This window comes from Paenibacillus sp. 2TAB23 (genome assembly GCF_052115165.1).
GTDB lineage: Bacteria > Bacillota > Bacilli > Paenibacillales > Paenibacillaceae > Pristimantibacillus.
Genome location: NZ_JBFRGD010000005.1, coordinates 224125 through 241891, shown reverse-complemented (window position 1 = coordinate 241891; position 17767 = coordinate 224125). Strand labels below are relative to the sequence as shown.

10 protein-coding genes and 1 pseudogene are annotated in these 17767 nt (G+C 49.2%); 7 read left to right on the top strand and 4 right to left on the bottom strand.

Annotated elements, in window-relative coordinates:
- Positions 1-62: 62 nt before the first annotated feature.
- Positions 63-3200 carry an ATP-binding protein gene (locus AB4Z29_RS10550; RefSeq protein ID WP_441943013.1) on the top strand — a complete coding sequence of 1046 codons (3138 nt, stop codon included), beginning with the start codon at positions 63-65 and terminating at the stop codon, positions 3198-3200.
- 148 nt (positions 3201-3348) lie between these two features.
- Here the strand turns inward: AB4Z29_RS10550 and serS are convergent, their stop codons facing one another.
- The gene (gene serS, locus AB4Z29_RS10545; protein WP_441943012.1) at positions 3349-4629 is read right to left on the bottom strand and encodes a serine--tRNA ligase; all 1281 of its coding nucleotides are present in this window, start codon (positions 4627-4629) and stop codon (positions 3349-3351) included.
- A gap of 428 nt (positions 4630-5057) precedes the next feature.
- Between serS and AB4Z29_RS10540 the strand changes: the two genes are divergently transcribed.
- Entirely contained in the window at positions 5058-5582 is a 525-nt protein-coding gene (locus tag AB4Z29_RS10540; RefSeq protein WP_441943011.1) for a hypothetical protein, read from the top strand.
- A gap of 53 nt (positions 5583-5635) precedes the next feature.
- Here AB4Z29_RS10540 and AB4Z29_RS10535 read toward each other — a convergent pair whose 3' ends face one another.
- From AB4Z29_RS10535 to AB4Z29_RS10525, 3 genes and pseudogenes are all read right to left on the bottom strand, one after another.
- Positions 5636-7633, bottom strand: coding sequence for a GTP-binding protein (locus AB4Z29_RS10535; protein WP_441943010.1), 1998 nt, complete (start codon positions 7631-7633; stop codon positions 5636-5638).
- 152 nt (positions 7634-7785) lie between these two features.
- A pseudogene (locus AB4Z29_RS10530) lies at positions 7786-9238 on the bottom strand (MATE family efflux transporter).
- Between the two features lie 280 nt (positions 9239-9518).
- A complete protein-coding gene (locus AB4Z29_RS10525) occupies positions 9519-9740 on the bottom strand; it encodes a hypothetical protein (protein ID WP_441943009.1) in 222 nt (73 codons plus the stop codon).
- Positions 9741-10022: 282 nt separating this feature from the next.
- Between AB4Z29_RS10525 and AB4Z29_RS10520 the strand changes: the two genes are divergently transcribed.
- The 5 genes from AB4Z29_RS10520 (at position 10023) to AB4Z29_RS10500 (ending at position 17759) form a co-directional block, all read left to right on the top strand.
- On the top strand, positions 10023-12131 hold the full coding sequence (locus AB4Z29_RS10520) for a multicopper oxidase family protein (RefSeq protein WP_441943008.1): 2109 nt from the start codon (positions 10023-10025) through the stop codon (positions 12129-12131).
- 116 nt (positions 12132-12247) lie between these two features.
- Positions 12248-12757 carry a hypothetical protein gene (locus AB4Z29_RS10515; RefSeq protein WP_183562938.1) on the top strand — a complete coding sequence of 170 codons (510 nt, stop codon included), beginning with the start codon at positions 12248-12250 and terminating at the stop codon, positions 12755-12757.
- Positions 12758-12867: 110 nt separating this feature from the next.
- On the top strand, positions 12868-13353 hold the full coding sequence (locus AB4Z29_RS10510) for a hypothetical protein (protein WP_441943007.1): 486 nt from the start codon (positions 12868-12870) through the stop codon (positions 13351-13353).
- Positions 13354-13527: 174 nt separating this feature from the next.
- Positions 13528-15795 carry an ATP-binding protein gene (locus tag AB4Z29_RS10505; protein WP_441943006.1) on the top strand — a complete coding sequence of 756 codons (2268 nt, stop codon included), beginning with the start codon at positions 13528-13530 and terminating at the stop codon, positions 15793-15795.
- Between the two features lie 362 nt (positions 15796-16157).
- Positions 16158-17759 carry a histidine kinase N-terminal 7TM domain-containing protein gene (locus AB4Z29_RS10500; protein WP_441943005.1) on the top strand — a complete coding sequence of 534 codons (1602 nt, stop codon included), beginning with the start codon at positions 16158-16160 and terminating at the stop codon, positions 17757-17759.
- Positions 17760-17767: the final 8 nt, after the last annotated feature.

Below are 17767 nucleotides of genomic sequence, written 5' to 3'. Positions count from 1 at the left end.
ACTTTCCTCTATCCATCTCCCTTCTGGGAAGGGAAAAGTCAACTCATGTCGAATGATACCGTATGCGAATAATGAAAACCACACTAGCCTTTAAACGTTTCTCCGTCATGTTGCTGTTCTTATGCATTCTACTTAGCCTGCGGTGGGCTTGGGCAACCGTTTTCCCAACAGCCGACGCTCCAAGTCCTGACAATGGCGTGCTTGATTTACGAGGATGGGATTTGCAGCATTCAGCGCCCATGAGATTGGACGGTGAGTGGGCGTTTTTCCCTAACCAGCTAATCGATAATCATGATTTATCTACAACAAATGATCGTTCGTCTACCTATATACAAGTTCCGGGCGATTGGGAAAATTCTTTTCCTGCTAGAGTTGAAGATTCTTTTGGTTACGGCACCTACCGGCTTCGCATATTAATTGATCCATTGAAGGAGCCCGCTGCACTTTGGTTAAAAAAAATCCAATCATCGGCTCAAGTGGAAATTAACGGACACAGCGATCCTGGTATTGGCATGCCTGCCACAAATCAGGACGATTATATACCCAATAGAGTTTCCTTTACGAGCACTTACGCGGAGCTTGGCGTACAGGAGCTTGACGTGTACATTCGAGTGGCCAACTATGAAGACCCCTATAATGGAGGAATCCTGCATTCTATCCGTTTTGGATCCCAGGCGGCTATTGATTTCGAAAGATGGTATTCGATCGGCTTTCAGCTTGTTACTTTTATCGTTTTGCTGCTGCACAGCTTGTATGCCTTTATTTTGTTTTTTCTGAACCGCAGCGAAAGAGCGCCGCTCCTATTCGGCATGATTTCGGTAGCGGCGTCCCTAGCCATTGTCTCGGACAATGATAACCTGCTAATGTTATGGCTGCCCTTCAATTACGCGTGGTCTTTCAAAATCAGGCTGCTTTCTTACATGTGGCTCGCCTATTTGATTGTCTTCTTTTTTAGGAAGTTCACTTCGATATCGCAAGGCCGTAAAGGTTTTTTCGTGTATACGGCCGCACTTATTATCTATTCTATATTTATGTGTGTGGCGCCGACCGCACTCGTTCATGCTACCTATCATTTTAGGATTTTTAGCGCTCTGTATCTTTTTCCTTTTGCATGGCTTATTTACTTGATCATCAGACTCTTTTTTGTAAAAACAACCGACGATGATGCCGTGTTTCTGCAGCTCTCCGGTGCAGCCGTACTGTCCAGCGCGATATGGGGCGCCGTGAACAATGGCATTACCAAAACGGATCTTTATTACCCGGTTGACATGATTGCCGCGATTATTGGATTCTCTGCGTATTCGATTAAAAAGTATTTTCGAAAAACGCAAGAAATTATACAGCTAAACCGTCAACTACGTGAAGCGGATTTGCTAAAAGACCAATTTCTGACCCATACGTCGCATGAGCTTAGAACGCCTTTGCACGGCATTATGAATATTGCGGAAACGGTACTTCTGCATGAGAAGGACAGACTCCACTGGAAAAGCATGAGGGATATGGATTTGCTCGTTAAAATAAGCAAGCGTATGTCTCATTTGCTCGCCGATCTTCTCGACATCACAAGGCTGCGGGAACATCGAATCGTGCTGCAAAAGGAGCCTTTACACGTGCAGGCGCTGCTTCCTGGCGTAGCAAGCATGCTACGTTTCATGTACGAAAACAAGCCAATCGATCTAAAGCTGCATGTAGATCAGAGTTTTCCCGCCGTATTGGCCGATGAGAAAAGATTAGTTCAGGTGCTCTACAACTTAATGCATAATGCGATCAAATTCACAGAAAGAGGAACCATATCCATTACGGCGGAAACCCATGATGGAAATGCGATTATCCGCTTCTCCGATACTGGCGTCGGTATGGACGAAGAGACGGCGGCCCGAGCTTTCCAGCCATACGAGCAGGGAACGCACGGCATTAACGAAGGAAGTGGAATCGGACTCGGATTAAGCATCTGCAAGCAATTGATAGAGCTTCATAACGGTTCGTTCACGGTTCAATCGGAGCCAGGCAAAGGAACGGTGTTTAGCTTTAGCCTGCCCTTGGCCAATTCCTCTTTCTCTACTTCGTTACAGCAGTCCCTTACTGAGGATGGAGCAGCAATCGAGCTTGCAGCGGCCTCGTTGGTCAATAACGAAGATCCGAGCGTGTGGGCAGAGACCCATGCAGCATCACCCCCACAATCATCAAATGACAACAGAATTCATATTCTTGCCGTTGATGACGATGCCGTTAATTTGAAGGTGCTTGTGTCCATTCTTTCGACTGAATCCTATGCGATTACCACGGTGAGCTCTGGCGAAGAAGCGTTGAGGATGCTAGATATTCGACAATGGGATGTATTGATGATTGACGTCATGATGCCGCATATGTCCGGCTATGAGCTGACACGGAAAATAAGGGAGCGCTTTTCCTTGTCAGATCTCCCCATTTTATTATTGACTGCTCGAACTCAGTCCGAGGATATCTATACCGGGCTGTTAGCCGGTGCCAATGACTACGTAACGAAACCTGTCGATGCATTGGAATTGAAATACCGCATGAGGACGCTAACGAACCTCAAACAATCGATACATGAGAGCATGCGTATGGAAGCCGCTTATTTGCAGGCGCAGATCCAGCCTCATTTTTTGTTTAACACTTTAAATTCCATATCGGCCTTAAGCGCTATCGACACCGATAAAATGCAAGAGCTTGTCGAGGCCTTTGCGGACTATCTCCGCATCAGCTTCAGTTTTTTGAATACGCAGCCTGTTATCGATTTATCTCACGAAATCGATTTGGTCAAAGCCTATCTCTTTATTGAAAAGTCACGTTTCGAACAACGATTGACAGTGGACTGGGATATTGATGCCGATTGTCAGCTCAGCCTTCCACCGCTTACGATTCAGCCGCTTGTGGAGAACGCGGTCAAACATGGCCTTACCCGTATTCAGGGCGTTAAGGTAACCATACGCGTGACTCGCCAAGGCGATTATGCCTACATTGAGGTGAAGGACGATGGGATCGGAATGGACGAAGAAACGGTCGCTAGACTGCTTAACCAGCCTAGCGCAGCCAAGAGCGGAATCGGCCTGTACAATACGAATCGGAGATTAATAAAGAAATATGGCCAAGGCTTGATCATCCACAGCAAACCCGAAGAAGGTACTAGCGTGTCCTTTCCTATTCCCTTGTACGCCAGTGATTCTTCAAAAATATGAAATTCATAACGAACGGCAATGCCGCTTGATCCGAGCATGATATCCTACACTCGTTAATTCATGATCTTAGATCGCAGTGATGTCACTGTAAAAAGAAAGCGGCAAGGCTGGGCACTATGCCAGCCTTGCCGCTTTCGCGTATGAGCTCCTAATTTACACTTAGCTGCTCTAGCCCGTTCATATACGGCCGGAGAGCCTCCGGTATCCGAATTGCCCCGTCCTCACACTGATGATTCTCAAGCAGCGGAATTAAAATACGCGGACTTGCAACAGCCGTGTTATTTAACGTATGGCAGAACCTCAGCGTTCCTTCCTCTGTCCGGTAACGGATATTCGAGCGGCGTGCCTGGAAGTCATGGAGGTTCGACGACGAGTGCGTCTCCCCATAGCTCGCTCGGCTAGGCATCCACGTCTCGATATCGTATTGCTTATACGTTTTTTGCGACATATCTCCGGTACAGACTGCCATGACTCGATATGGCAGCTCAAGGAGTCGCAGCAGCTCCTCGGCATTCGCTGTTATTTCCTGAAGGATCGCCTCCGACAGCGCCGGATCCGCCTGGCAGAGTACAACCTGCTCTACCTTGGCGAATTGATGTACACGGTATAAACCATGCACGTCTCTGCCCGCCGAGCCAACCTCGCTGCGGAAACACGTCGATGCCGCTGCCAGCTTAATGGGAGCCTCGACATCCACGATTTCATTCGCGTAATACATAACCATCGGCACCTCCGAGGTGCCTACCAGCCATTTGTCATCATCCGATATCCGATAGGTCTGATCTTCCCCAAGCGGGAAAAAGCCCGTGTTGCTCATTGCCTCAGTGCGAACCATCAATGGCACCTCCAGCGACGTAAATCCCTTGCCCACCAGCATATCGAGCGCAAGCTGCTGGACCGCACGATGCAGCATGACCCCTGCTCCCTTGAGGTAATAATTACGGCTGCCCGCCGCCTTGACTCCCCGCTTGACGTCAATGAGATCATGCAGCTCACCGAGCGCCATATGGTCCTTTGCCTCAAATCCGAAGCTCCGAGGCAAGCCAACCTTCCTTACCTCAACATTGTCAGCGTCCGACCTGCCAACAGGCGTATCCGGCGATACGATGTTAGGAACGAGCAAGAGCAGCTCTGCTAATTGATGGTCAACGATCGCAAGCTCTGCTTCCGCCGCTCCCAGCTTCTCATTCGTCTCCGTTACTTGCAGCTTCGCCTGTGCCGCTGCTCCTTCAGCCCCTTGCTTGATTAGTCTGCCAATCTGAAGCGAGAGCTTATTCCGAGCTTCCCGAAGCATCTCAGTCTCCTGAAGCAGCGTACGCTTTTTCTCATCCCGCAGCAGCAGCTCTTCAAGCGACAGCCTAATTCCCTTCTGATCTGCCGCCATCTGTACTTGCTCCGCATTCTGCCTGATCCATTTCAAATCCAACATGCTACCGCGCTCCTTTTGATTAGAAATACAAAAAACGCCCTCATCCCTATGGGACGAGGAGCGCTTTGTACTCGCGGTGCCACCCAAATTGACCAAACAGACGAGCTGTTCAATCCTCTTTGATCCGCTGTAACGGGCGGTCCCGGTAAACTTAGGGGGAGGCTTCTGCCTCTCCTTGACGAGAACGCCTCCGAGTTGGAATCTCTTCACTGGCGTGATCCGATTATTAATTTCTAGTACTATAGCATAGGAATCGCAAGAAAAACAAGTGCATCTTCCTAAAAAATGTTCCTTCTAACGATTTTAATAAACATGCTTTTGAGAAGCAAACTTACGCTATAGGGTTGAAAATATAAAGATAGGCTTACAATAGGTGAGAATAGACCTTTGCTGGCTGAACTTAAGCCGCCAACATTAAGGAGACTGTCATGTATAATAAGTTAACGAAGTTCATGAATAGAATAAGCATAAGCTTAAAAATAAGCCTTATTGCGTTTGTCATCATTGGCATTGCTCTAACGATCTACGGTAGCTCCGGGCAATCCATTGCGAGAGCTATGGCAAACCAATCAATCACCCTTGAGGATAATCCCTTCGCGCCTGCCGGAATCAACGATCCAGCAGCTTTTATTAAGCTGTTTAAGGCTACCCAAGCAGCCGTTGCCGCAGATGACAAAGCGGCTGTCGCGGCATTCATCCTGCTGCCTCTGCACGTAAACGGACCAACACCGTTTGCGATTCGCTCCAAGGAAGCGTTCATCGCGCAGTACGATAACATTATGACCAAGCCTATCAAGGACGCGCTTGCCGCACAAAAGGTCGAAGAGCTGTTCGTTCGAGACCAAGGCGTCATGGTCGGAAACGGCGAGCTCTGGTTCGGGGTAATCGATGGACAGCCTCAAAGGTACGGCTTAATTGCCGTTAATCCTGTACAGAGAAATAGCGAGCGATAAAAAACCAAATGCCGCGCTTCTCCCATCACGAGTCAATCTGTACGTAAACGACACTACGAGCTGGCGAGCGCATTGCGAAAGGCCAAAATATATTTCGCTTGGTCGAGCGGGTTGACGCCTCGGCGAACCCGCTCCGCCTTCACATCCGGCGGACACTCTCTGTAGCCAGCAAAAAAGGTCGATAAGGCACCTCTTCCTTTCGTAAGCGAACCGAACCTTGCAGGGAACTCCAGTGAGGTAGCTACCGGCATTGTGCCTTCGAGCTCCATTCGCTCCTGCCTCATAACAGGTGTGCCGAATTCTCCCCGCATTTGAATCAATTCGTTCATCAGCTTGCCTCCCGTCTCCTCCGGCACCGAGATTCGGAATGAAAGCATGGGTTCCAGCAATTTCACCCCAGTGCGGGCTAATCCATCCATAACGCCCATAGGCGTCGCGAGTGCAAAATCAAGCGGATGCGTATGCCAGACATGATGCTCGCCTTCTATTAGCGTCACTTTCACGTCCGTCACTTCCCACCCAAAGAGACCTTGCTGCAGCGCTTCAGGCACGCTCCGCGCCACCTCGTTCTGATACCGCTCCAGCAGCCGTTCCGGCCGCACGACCGAGCTATAGACAAGCCCGCTGCCGCGCTCGCCCGGTTCAATCCGGAACCGCATAATCGCCCAGCACGGCTTTGGCATCGTATAGGCTATGAAGCCCTCGCCCGCCTCCACCGGCGTCTCTTTGTAGATAACGGAAGGCTGGCTGAATTCGACCTTTAAGCCGTATCTATCTTGAAGCACATGCGTCAGCACTTCGATCTGAATCGGCCCCATCACCTTGAGGTGCAGCTCCCGCTGCTCCTGAAGCCACTGCAGATCGAGCAATGGATCCTCGTCGGCAAGCTCCTGCAGGGCGGCAACGACTGACGGGTATTCGGCCTCGCTGCCCCAGCGCACCTGAACGGTGAGCAGCGGCACTGCAAGCCGCGTCTCACCGGGAACATAGTCCGCGCAGCCGACAATATCGCCGATCCGCGCCTGGTTCCATCCGCAGACGGCAGCGATATCGCCTGCGGCCAGCAGACCGACATCCTCTGCCTTCTGGCCATCGATCTTGCGGATTTGAGTAATCTTCTCCTCTATCTGCTGTGTTACATTTCTCACCGAATCACGATTGCGAATGATACCGCTATATAAGCGTACGTAGGCAATCCTTCCCATCGCTTGGTCACGCTCAATCCGGAATACCACGCCGGATACCGGGCCATCCTGTACAGCTAACGGCCCTGGCAGCAGCGCTGCCATCGCCTGCAGCAACGGCTCGATGCCAATGCCTTTATTCGATGCGCCGAATAAAACGGGAAATAGCTCACCGCTGTGTGTAAGCTCTGGCAGCCTTCGCACCAGCTCCTCTCGCGGCAGATTTCCATGATCCAAATAGTGAAGCAGCAGCGCTTCCTCGCTTTCGGCCACCGTTTCCTCGAGCAGCTGCAAATAGCCCTGTACCTCATCCGTAACTTCACCTGCTATATCCAGCACGCTCATTGAGCCATTAAAGCTGTCCTCCGTGCCGAGCGGAGCTTGAATAGGCGCCGCCTGAGTCGATAGCAGCCTTCTCACTTGCTTCAGTGTTCTCTCGGCATCCGCACCGATCCTGTCCATTTTGTTCACGTAGATGAGCGTTGGAATATTGCGTTCCCTTAGCGCATGCCAAATAACCTCCGTTTGCGCCTGCACGCCCTCTACTGCTGAAAGAATAAGAACCGCTCCGTCCATTACTCGCAAAGACCGTTCAACCTCAGACAGGAAATCGACATGCCCTGGCGTGTCCACCAGGTTCACGGTCATCCCTTCCCAGCTAAAGCGCGTCGCCGCAGCGCGTACCGATATGCCTCTCGTGCGCTCCACCTCAAGAAAATCGGTTTGCGCCGTGCCTGCATCCACGCTGCCAAGCGACCGAATACGCCCGCTGCGGAATAATATTTGCTCCGTCGTTGTCGTTTTCCCCGCGTCAACATGAGCGAAGATTCCAATATTTCTTATATATTGTTGTGCAATAGGCTCCATCTCGCATATCTCCCTCGAACGCTCATTCTTTCCTTATCGTAACGTTGAAAGCGCATTACAGCAAGCATCTGCTGTCGTTATATGATGTGCCTAATAGAAAAGGGATGCCCGAAAGGCTTCATAGCCTCCTGAGCATCCCTTGCTGGTAAGGTCTATCCGTGCATAACTGGCGCTATGTCCTTCTGCTCGCGCTTGACCAGCGCGTGCTTCTCCCACGCCCTGCTGCGCCAGCGGAAAAACATAATGAACGCACGCAGCCACTCATCTGCAGCAATAGCCAGCCAAATGCCAGCCAAGCCCAAATCAAGCTGGAAAATAAAGAAATACCCGAGCGGCAAGCTCATGGCGACCATCGAGAACATGCCTACCCATAGCGGGTATTTCGCATCTCCCGCCGCGCGCAGCGAATTGACAAGCACGATGTTGATCGTACGTCCCGTCTCAAGCACGATGCTCAGAAGCAGAACGTTTACGCCAAGCCGGATAATCTCCTCATCGTCCGTAAACATTCGCATGAGCGGCTCGCGGAACGCGATTACGAGCAGCACCGCGAATAAGGTAACGCCGCTTGCCCAGCGCACGCTTTTCCACACGCGGTGATATGCGGTCGACGGCTCGCCCGCACCGACCAGCCTGCCGACAATAATAGAGGTCCCCATGCCAATCGCGAATGCGAACAAATACGTAAACATCGAGATGTTATTCGCATAGTTTTTGGCTGCCAAGGAGGCTGCTCCAAGGTAGGTTGCGTAGAACAAAAACACGATTTGGCACGTTTGGTACATCACCTGCTCCAGCGCAGACGGTATGCCGATTTTTAATATTTTCGAAATATATTCCTTGGACATGTTGAAATAGTAACGCAGCTCCACCCGGACCGACATAATCCGATACAGCATCCAGAAAAATACCGCAAGCGCCAAACCGCGACTGATGACCGACGATAACGCCGCGCCTTGCACTCCCATTTCTGGGAAGCCGAAGTTCCCGAATATGAGCAAATAGTTGCCGATAATGTGGATGATATTCATACCCAGCGATACGTACATCGCTTCCTTCGTAAAGCCGTGAACACGTATAATGGCCGCAACCGAGTTGATAATCGCCTGCAGGAAAATCATACCGCCAACAATGGATAGGTAACTCTTCGCATGAACGAGAATTTCACCTTGCAAATTCAACGTTTGAAGCAAATGTCCGCCAAACAGCACGAAGGTTAAGCTGATCAGCAGCCCGACCGCTAAATTAAGCGTGACGGCAAGCGCTGATATTTTGGCCGCTTCAATAAACTTGCGTGAACCGATATATTGCGCAACTACGATGGAGGCCCCGTTGCCGATGACTTCCAGAAGTAGGATAGCGATATGCAAATATTGATTGGCCGCTCCCACACCGGATACCGCATTATCCGAGATCGCGCTCAGCATAAGCGTATCCGCGATACCCATGAGCATAAATAAAAAGATTTCTAAAAATATGGGCCATGTCAGAAAAAATAAATTAATATTTTTCGGATCCTGCTGCCCTTGTTCGTTACCGGCTTCTGCCGCTGCCATGATGTCACCTTCTTCTAATAGGAAAAGTAAAGCACAGGTATCGTAGCATATCAGCAGGGCTATTGCACGCAAGAATTGCGATTTTACGCGAATAAAATGTTGGTAGTTTTAATGTAAACGCATACGTGAATTTTTCGCCAAATTCTATCAAGCGTAAACGGCTATCGTCGTCCTTTGGCGGCGTAAGCTATCGTTTCGCGGATGAAATATAGGCATAGGAATAAGAGTGAAACTTACACTTTCCTATATCTTAAAAAAAGACTGCCCCAAAGCCGCCTAAGCAGCCTCGAAACAGTCTTCCTCTTTATAATATAAAATGATAGATATCATTATTGCTCTTCAGACTCTTCTTCGGCTGCTTCTTCCTCAGCCGACTCTTCCTCTTCTTCCTCTGCAGCATCTTCCTCTACCGCAGCGGCAGCTTCTTCCGCTTCCTCTTCTTCCAATTCAGCTTCAACAGCTTCTACTGCCTCTTCCGCTGGAGCCTCTTCTGAAATCAGTTCTGCGGTTTCTTCCACGCCTTCTTGAACTACTTCTTCCTCTTGGCTCATGTTATCACCTCCTGCCTCTTAATACCTTAATAATAGCGCTTTCATAGAACTAAACAAGAGGTGTAAAATGTCGTTTCATAAGAAGTATTTCCGCTTTTTGTAACGTTCGATTTCTTTCGCGAATTTACGACGATTCTCCCCCCGCCACAGGTCTAGGACCGCGTTCGGACCTGCGGCGGTTTTTCATTGCTTCCGTACTAGATAAGATAAATGACGACTAGTAAACGCGTCTTCGAGACGCATGAAACCGCATTCCAACTTATTCTTCAGGAGGCTACACCGATGTACTCATTGCTCATTAATTTAGAGCTCGGCGCTTTAATGCTATTCGTTGTTTTTTCACTCATTACGGCGGGGAAAGCAGCCAAGATCATTTACGGCAAAACAGAAAAGCAGCTTAACATACAGACTCGCAAGCTCGTGTTCTGGTCCGTGTGCCTAACCTTGCTTGCTTCCATAATCGCTGGTGCGGATACCGTGCTTGCGGCTACGGCACACCCGCTGTTTTGGCTGGATCGGCTGTTCGTACGAACGCCGCTTGCCGTCTTGCCGGTTCTCCTGATCTGGTTCTACTCTATCCCCAGGCTTCGCAAGCTGTTGCATCGAACGAACGGACGGACAGCGCTTGCGCCAGACGTCGCACGCAGGCGGCAAGCTTCCGATCCTGCTTTCATCGTCCCGTTTCAGCTTTCGGCCTTATGCTCTGCCGCATTGTTTTATTTCGCATTCGTACCGCCTATTCCGTTCCAATGGACGGCCATAACGATTCCAATCACCTCGCTCCTCTTTTTTGCCTGCTTGCTGTGGATGCTGCAAACCCGGCGTAATCAACTGGCCGCAGAAGCACCGCTCATCTATCGCCCGTGGAGGCGCAGACTGACGCATAGCGGCGTGCTGTTAGCCCTATTGGCTGTAGGCAGCATTCCATTCCTAACCGCATTGGAGAGCAGCAAGCTGCCCGATAGACTCAGTATGATGGCTGGCAAAGCCGATTACGGCATCGCTAATGCTCCTTCGAACGGCAAAGCAATGGCCGGGCATCAGCACGCAGCTGCCAGCAGCCAACCAAGCACGGAAACAGCGCCCGTCTCGGTAAAGGAGTTGACCGGACCGCTTTCAGGAAACCCGGACAGGCGTTTCACGCTTACAGCGGAGCGCAAGAGCGTTACGCTTGGTTCTGGCGAGCAAGTTAAAGCATGGACCTATAACGGCCAAGTGCCCGGCCCCGAGCTTCGGATGAGGAAAGGCGAGCTCGTCGAGGTTATCCTTCACAACAAAGACATTGAGGCTGGCGTTACCCTGCACTGGCACGGCCTCGACGTGCCGAACGCGGAAGACGGGGTTGCCGGCGCAACGCAGGATGCCGTCATGCCCGGCGAAACTTATACTTACCGTTTCATAGCTGAGCAGGCAGGCACCTTTTGGTATCATTCACATCAAAACTCCAAAACCGCTGTTCAAAAAGGCTTATTCGGCGCACTCATCGTAGAGCCCTCCGATGCTGCCGCCGATCATTTCGAGGACATCACCGTGATCACACACATATGGGAAGGTGCTGGCATGTCCATTGGAGGCAAACGGGGCATCCAGCGAAAAAAGATTGCACCAGGCACAACCGTTAAGCTTCGGCTTATCCATACCGATGACTGGGTTCGCCAATCCTATGCTTTGACAGGCGCTTCCTTTAAGGTTACCGCCATTGATGGAACCGACCTGACCGGACCAAGCGAGCTCCATGACCAGAGCCTTGAGCTCCTTACCGGCGGCAGGTACGATATCACCTTTATCATGCCGGACTCTCCTGTATTTCTGCGGGTTGGAAACGGCGATTCCTTGGGCATACTGATGAGTAAAGATGGCCACGGAGAAGCACCGATTCGCCGCAAGACTACAACCTTTGATCCGACGCACTACGGAACTGCGGCAACAACGGCCCCCTTTGATCTCAACAGCAAATTTGATCGCGAGTTTATGATGGTGCTGGATAACCGGTTTGCCTTCTTCAACGGCGGATTCGCCGCTTACGATACGATCAATGGTGCTGTCTTCCCGAATACGCCGATGTTCATCGTCAAGGAAGGCGATCTCGTCAAAACAACCATCGTAAATCGCAGCTCCGTCGAGCATCCCATGCATCTGCATGGTCATCATATGCTCGTGCTGTCGCGCAACAACGAGCCTGTTACGGGCAGCCTTTGGTGGTCCGATACGCTGGATGTCGCACCTGGAGACTCCTATGAGGTCGCGTTCCGCGCAGACAATCCCGGCATCTGGATGGACCATTGCCATAACCTGGTGCACGCCGCTGCCGGCATGACAATGCATCTCATGTACGAAGGTGTTGTTTCACCCTATGAGGTGGGAACGGCGACGCCTAACCACCCTGAGTAATCGATACTGGACTTTAGTCTAGTTCGTAATTTTACCTTCAGCAGGAGGACAGCCGTTTTTGTTCTATGCTATGCTGAGAACAGCTAATAAAACGTGGATTGGGGTGCTATTGAACAATGAATGTTAATGTAAGAACCATTAGCGGGTTTGTCCTGCTTCTGCTCGGCGCTTGCCTGTTTCTCAACCAAGGCGAAACCTTCGGACCTGGCAAAATATTTGCCTATTTCTGGCCATCGCTATTCGTTATCCCGCTCGGTCTCTTCTTTCACTGGATGTACTTTTCCATGGTTGGAAGAAAAGGCGTCGGCCTTCTGATCCCCGGCGGCATTCTGTTTGTCGCAGGCGTTATTTGCCAAATTGCAATGTTATTCAATAACTGGGTTTACATGTGGCCGGGCTTTATCCTCGCCGTTGCAGTCGGCCTATTCGAATTTTACTGGTTCGGCAACCGCAACAAATGGCTGCTCATTCCAATCAACATTCTGAGCGTGCTGTCACTTCTCTTCTTCGCGGTATTCTCGATTGGCTCCTTCTATAATAAGTTTGTACTCAGCCAGCCGATTATCGCCATCGTATTTATCCTTGCCGGTGCCATGATCCTACTAATGAAGCGGAAAGACGCTTAACCACTTCCTCCGGCTATGTGGTATAATCACAAGCATCGCAACAGCTGCTTCGCAAACCTAAGCCCATGCTTACGAAGTGGTTTGCTTCGCAAACCTTTAGGAGGAATTAGATGCTTTCTTTTGAACAAAAGCTTGCTATTATTGAGGCATTTCCCGAATTGGAACGGAAGGACGTCTCTCTCGGACGAACCAACTTCCATTACGAGGAGAGCGCCCATGAGAAAAAATCGGTCGTGCACCATCTGCATCCGAACGGAAACGGCTATGTCTTCGCCGGACTAGTGCCTGGTGTAGCGACGGATGACAAGGGACTTGTCAATATTCGCGACTTTACGGAGGAGCAGCTTCGCGCGATTATCGAGAAATCGATTAGCTCGCTTGCTATTGCACCCCCGGAGAAGCCGGAATCCAAAAAGAAGAAAAAGAAAAAGCCGCCGCTGGAACAGAAATGGATTGGCCCGGACGACGCGGTACTCACTTTGCTTTTTGAAGAAGACCTGTGGTATTTGTATGCGGATCTCAATCTGGAATCAGCCTTTGAAACCTATGAGGAAGCTGAGCAATACTTGGAAGAAGAGCAGTTCACTCGCGCTTAGCTTCTATACGTTTGATATTGAACGGAGAAACAGAACCCTGTTTCTCCGTTTTTTTATGAGGTACATTCCTTATTCCAACAAATATTTTAAGAATTGCCCTAAGAAACGACAGGAATTATGTAGACCCGTGTCTAATTGTAGTAAGTGCACCTTAGACTTTGGGGGGATATCCTGTTGTCCATTAAAGCCAAGCTATCATTATCGATTTCTATCATTGTTGCAGTCATTTTGGCACTGAGCTTATCCATCTATTACTTCTCTTCCAAGGCTGAGGTACAATCAAGTCTCGAACAGCAAGTAAACAATATCGCAAAGCAAATCAGTCTCACGATTACGGCATCGGAGAGCGCAAAGCAGTCCATGGAGGATGCAATCGGCGAGAAGCTGAGACTAGCTGCCATTGCGGCAAAAGCACAGCTCGATCCCGATATCGCCAACGTGAAAAACGAGCAACTCGTAGAGCTTAGCCGCAAAATTGGCGTCGACCACATTACACTTTGGAAGCGTTTCGGCAATGATGTGATCGCTTTGAAATCATCCGACCCCAATGAAATCAACATGAGCTCCAAAACATGGGATTACTGGCATATCGCGTTTCTTCAGCTTTTTAAAAACCATAATGTTACGATTCCACAGGGGCAAAAGCTCGAAAACTATTGGTCAGGTCCATTTAACTTCTCCACCTCGGACCCTAAGAAGATTAGAAAATGGGGAGACTATTACGACGGAACGACCAATTATATGATCAATCCCTACGTTAATGCGCAGGTGCTGCTAGATTTCGATTATTCGATTGGCACGAACTCCATTGTGAATAAGATTATAGCTAATCAGCAGGATATTCTTGAAATAACCGGATTTGATCCGCAGTTTTTCGGCAAAAGGCCGATTATCAAAATGAAAAAGGGCATTCCCGTATACAATTTGGACGTACGCGATATCCCGTTTGGCCAATATACCTATAAAGATCAAGAAAACGACTCCATACATATCCAGAATGCCTTGGAGACCAGGCAAGCGGTCACTGCTAAGAGCAACATCATGGGCAAGCAGGTCATGAAAACGTTTATTCCAATCACAATCGATAAAACCTATGTCATCTGTATCAGCTTTGACCAACAGGCCATTCTAAAGCCGCTTAATAAACAGCTTATCATGCAATCGATCATTTCATTATGCCTTGTTCTCTTGTCTATGCTTGCCAGCTATTTCATTGCCGGCTTCATGCTTCGTGGCTTGAATCAAATTCTAAGCAAAGTAAATGCGATTGCATCAGGCGATTTCGGCCAGCTCATTACGATTCGCAGCAATGACGAGCTGGGCTTGCTTGCTTCAAGAATTGACACGATGGGCAGCAACTTGCACAGCTACACCACGCAGCTTCAGGATACGGCCGAGGAGCTCCGTAGTACAAAGCAGTATTTGGAGTCCTTCGTTAACCATACCTCTGATGCCATTCACGTATCGGATTTGTCCGGCAGCGTCATTCAGGTAAATAAGGCGTTCGAAAAAATGTATGGCTGGTGCGAGGAAGAGGCTCTTGGCAAGCCGCTGGAAAATGTGCCGCCTGACTATCTAAGCTCACATCAAGAGCTTGAATCTACCGTGCTGCGCGGCGGCTCCGTCACCGATTTTGAAACGGTGCGTTATAGCAAATCCGGCGAGCTTATCGATTTAAGCCTAACGATTTCGCCCATTCGCGATGAGCTTGAAGCGATCATTGCGATAGCGACTATTTCTCGCAATATCACCTCGCGCAAGCAGTCGGAGGAAATCATCAGACGTTCCGAGAAGCTTTCGGTTGTCGGCCAAATCGCGGCAGGCGTGGCGCACGAGGTACGCAACCCGCTGACGACGCTTAGAGGCTTCGTGCAGCTGCAGCAGAAGACAGGCAGCCTATCGCAAGCTAACCTGGAGGTTATGCTAGGAGAGCTCGATCAGATCAACATGATCGTAAGCGAATTTCTCGTATTCGCTAAACCACAGGCGACTCATTATCAGGCGGTTAACATTCTTCATCTCGTGAGCGATATTATGATGCTGCTTGATTCAGAAGCCAAAATGAGCAATGTTCAGCTTGACCTGCTTGCTGATCCCATGCTACCTGAAGTCATTGGCGAGGCTAACCAGCTGAAGCAGGTATTCGTAAATATAATGAAGAATGGCATTGAATCCATGCCTAAAGGCGGCATGCTGTCCATTAAGCTTGAATGCTGTCGACAAGAATCGATTATTATACAATTTATTGATCAAGGCTGCGGCATCAAAGAAGAGGATCTTATACGCTTAGGCGAGCCCTTCTTCACGAAGAAAGTAAGCGGCAATGGACTAGGCTTAATGGTGAGCCAGCAGATTATTGCTGCGCACAAAGGCTCCATCGTCTTCCGAAGCGACTATGGCAAAGGAACCTGCGTAGAGATTACGCTGCCTATGCGTACTTAGAAGACCTAAGCATGCTGCCAGAACGACATCAAACGAGCGGTTTTGCTTTTTGATTTTCTATATGCGCAGTCAAAGCAGGCCAAGAACCCATTATAGAGTTCTAGGCCTGCTTTGTTGTTTATGCTTCTATGTCATTTAGGAAACATAGAACCTAATAGAAGACTGGAATTTCAAAAAAAGCCTAGTATCAAATTTTCCGCTATAAAGTTCTGTTCCATTCGGAATTCGTCGTATAACCACGAAATTTATATTTTTTTGAAGTAAAGCGAGCTCATATGGTAAAATGTGTCCGAAGCCTTTTTGCATGTGATGGGAAGACTTAGATTATAACGTACGATCATTCCGCGATATTGGAGCCGCTTATGTTGATGACTATGGATACCCCTATTTCTCAGTATATAATTTTTGTCGTTATTTCCGGTGTTCTTAGCGTGCTGCTTGCCATATATGCATACAACAACAAGAAAAAGTTCACAGGCATGAAAGTATTTATGTGGTCGACCATTCTATCCGCCGTATACACCTTTGCATTTGCCTTTGAGCTCGCCAGTGATTCGCTTAGCGAGATTCGTTTCTGGCTGAATATCGAATATCTCGGCATGCCATTCATCTCCCCCTTAAGCTTGCTGCTGATTATGATTTATGTCGGTATCGAGAAGTTCAATACGTTTAAGAAATCTTGGTTCTTTTTTATTATTCCTTTCATCTCGCTATTAATGGTAACAACTAATGAATATCACCATTTATTTTATAAAGATCTATTTCTGAACCCTAATATCGAAAAGCCTATGGTTGATGTCATACCCGGCCTATGGTATTACGTCCACGGAAGCTACACTTCCGGCTCTATGTTTGCCAGCTTATTCCTATTGTACCGATATTGGCGGAAGACCAAATCCATCTACCGCAAGCAAATGATAACGCTAGCTATCGGCATTATGCTCCCTATGTTGGGAGCGCTCGCTTACGTGCTCGGCATTACGCCTCTTGGTATGGATCCTGTGCCCATATTAATGTGCATTACATCAACCTTATATGTGACTTCGATCTTTTCGACCTCGCTTCTCACCGTTGCGCCGATTGCGCGTGAGCACATATTCGAGAGCATGCGCGATGGCGTGCTTGTCCTTAACTTGGAAAATCAAATCATGGATTTCAACGGAGCCGCTGCCAAAATCATACCCGCCCTGACTCCCGAAACAATCGGCCAAAAGCTGGATCATGTCTGGAAGCGCGGAGCGGAGACTGGTGCCTTCTCCATAGGCTCGGACGACACCCTCGACCATGAGGAGGAGCTCAAATGGGTACGCGGCGGAGAAACCTTCTATTATCGGATAAGGTCCTCCAAGCTTCTTAAGTCCAATGGCCAACTCGCTGGCAGAACCATCGTCATGATCGACGTTACCGAGCATACGTTGCTTCAGCATAAGCTTCGCTATCTCGCGGAGATCGATGGCCTTACTTCTATATATAACCGTACCTTTTTCATGGAAAAAAGCAGAGAACTGCTGGCATCTGCTCACCAAAGCCAAGCCCCGCTCTGCTTTATTTTGTTTGATATTGACCACTTCAAGCAGATTAATGACCGTTATGGACATAGCGTAGGCGATTTCGCTCTAAAGCATATCGTCATGATTTGTCAGCAATTTCTGCCCGACCACGCCTTGCTTGGCCGGTACGGCGGCGAGGAATTCGCTGTCAGCCTGCCGAATACAACGCTTGCGCAAGCCGGACAAACAGCAGAATTGCTGCGTGCAGAGATTGCCGCCAACCCGCTTTATAGTTCGGCTAAAGCGATTACGATTACCGCAAGCTTCGGCGTTACACAGGCTCGAACCGCGGATATACCGCTTGAAATGCTGCTGAGTGAAGCAGACATCGCCTTATACCGGTCAAAACATACAGGAAGAAATGCTGTGCATCTGTCCAATAACGGCAGCATACATGCTTTTCAAGAAAAATAACGATACTA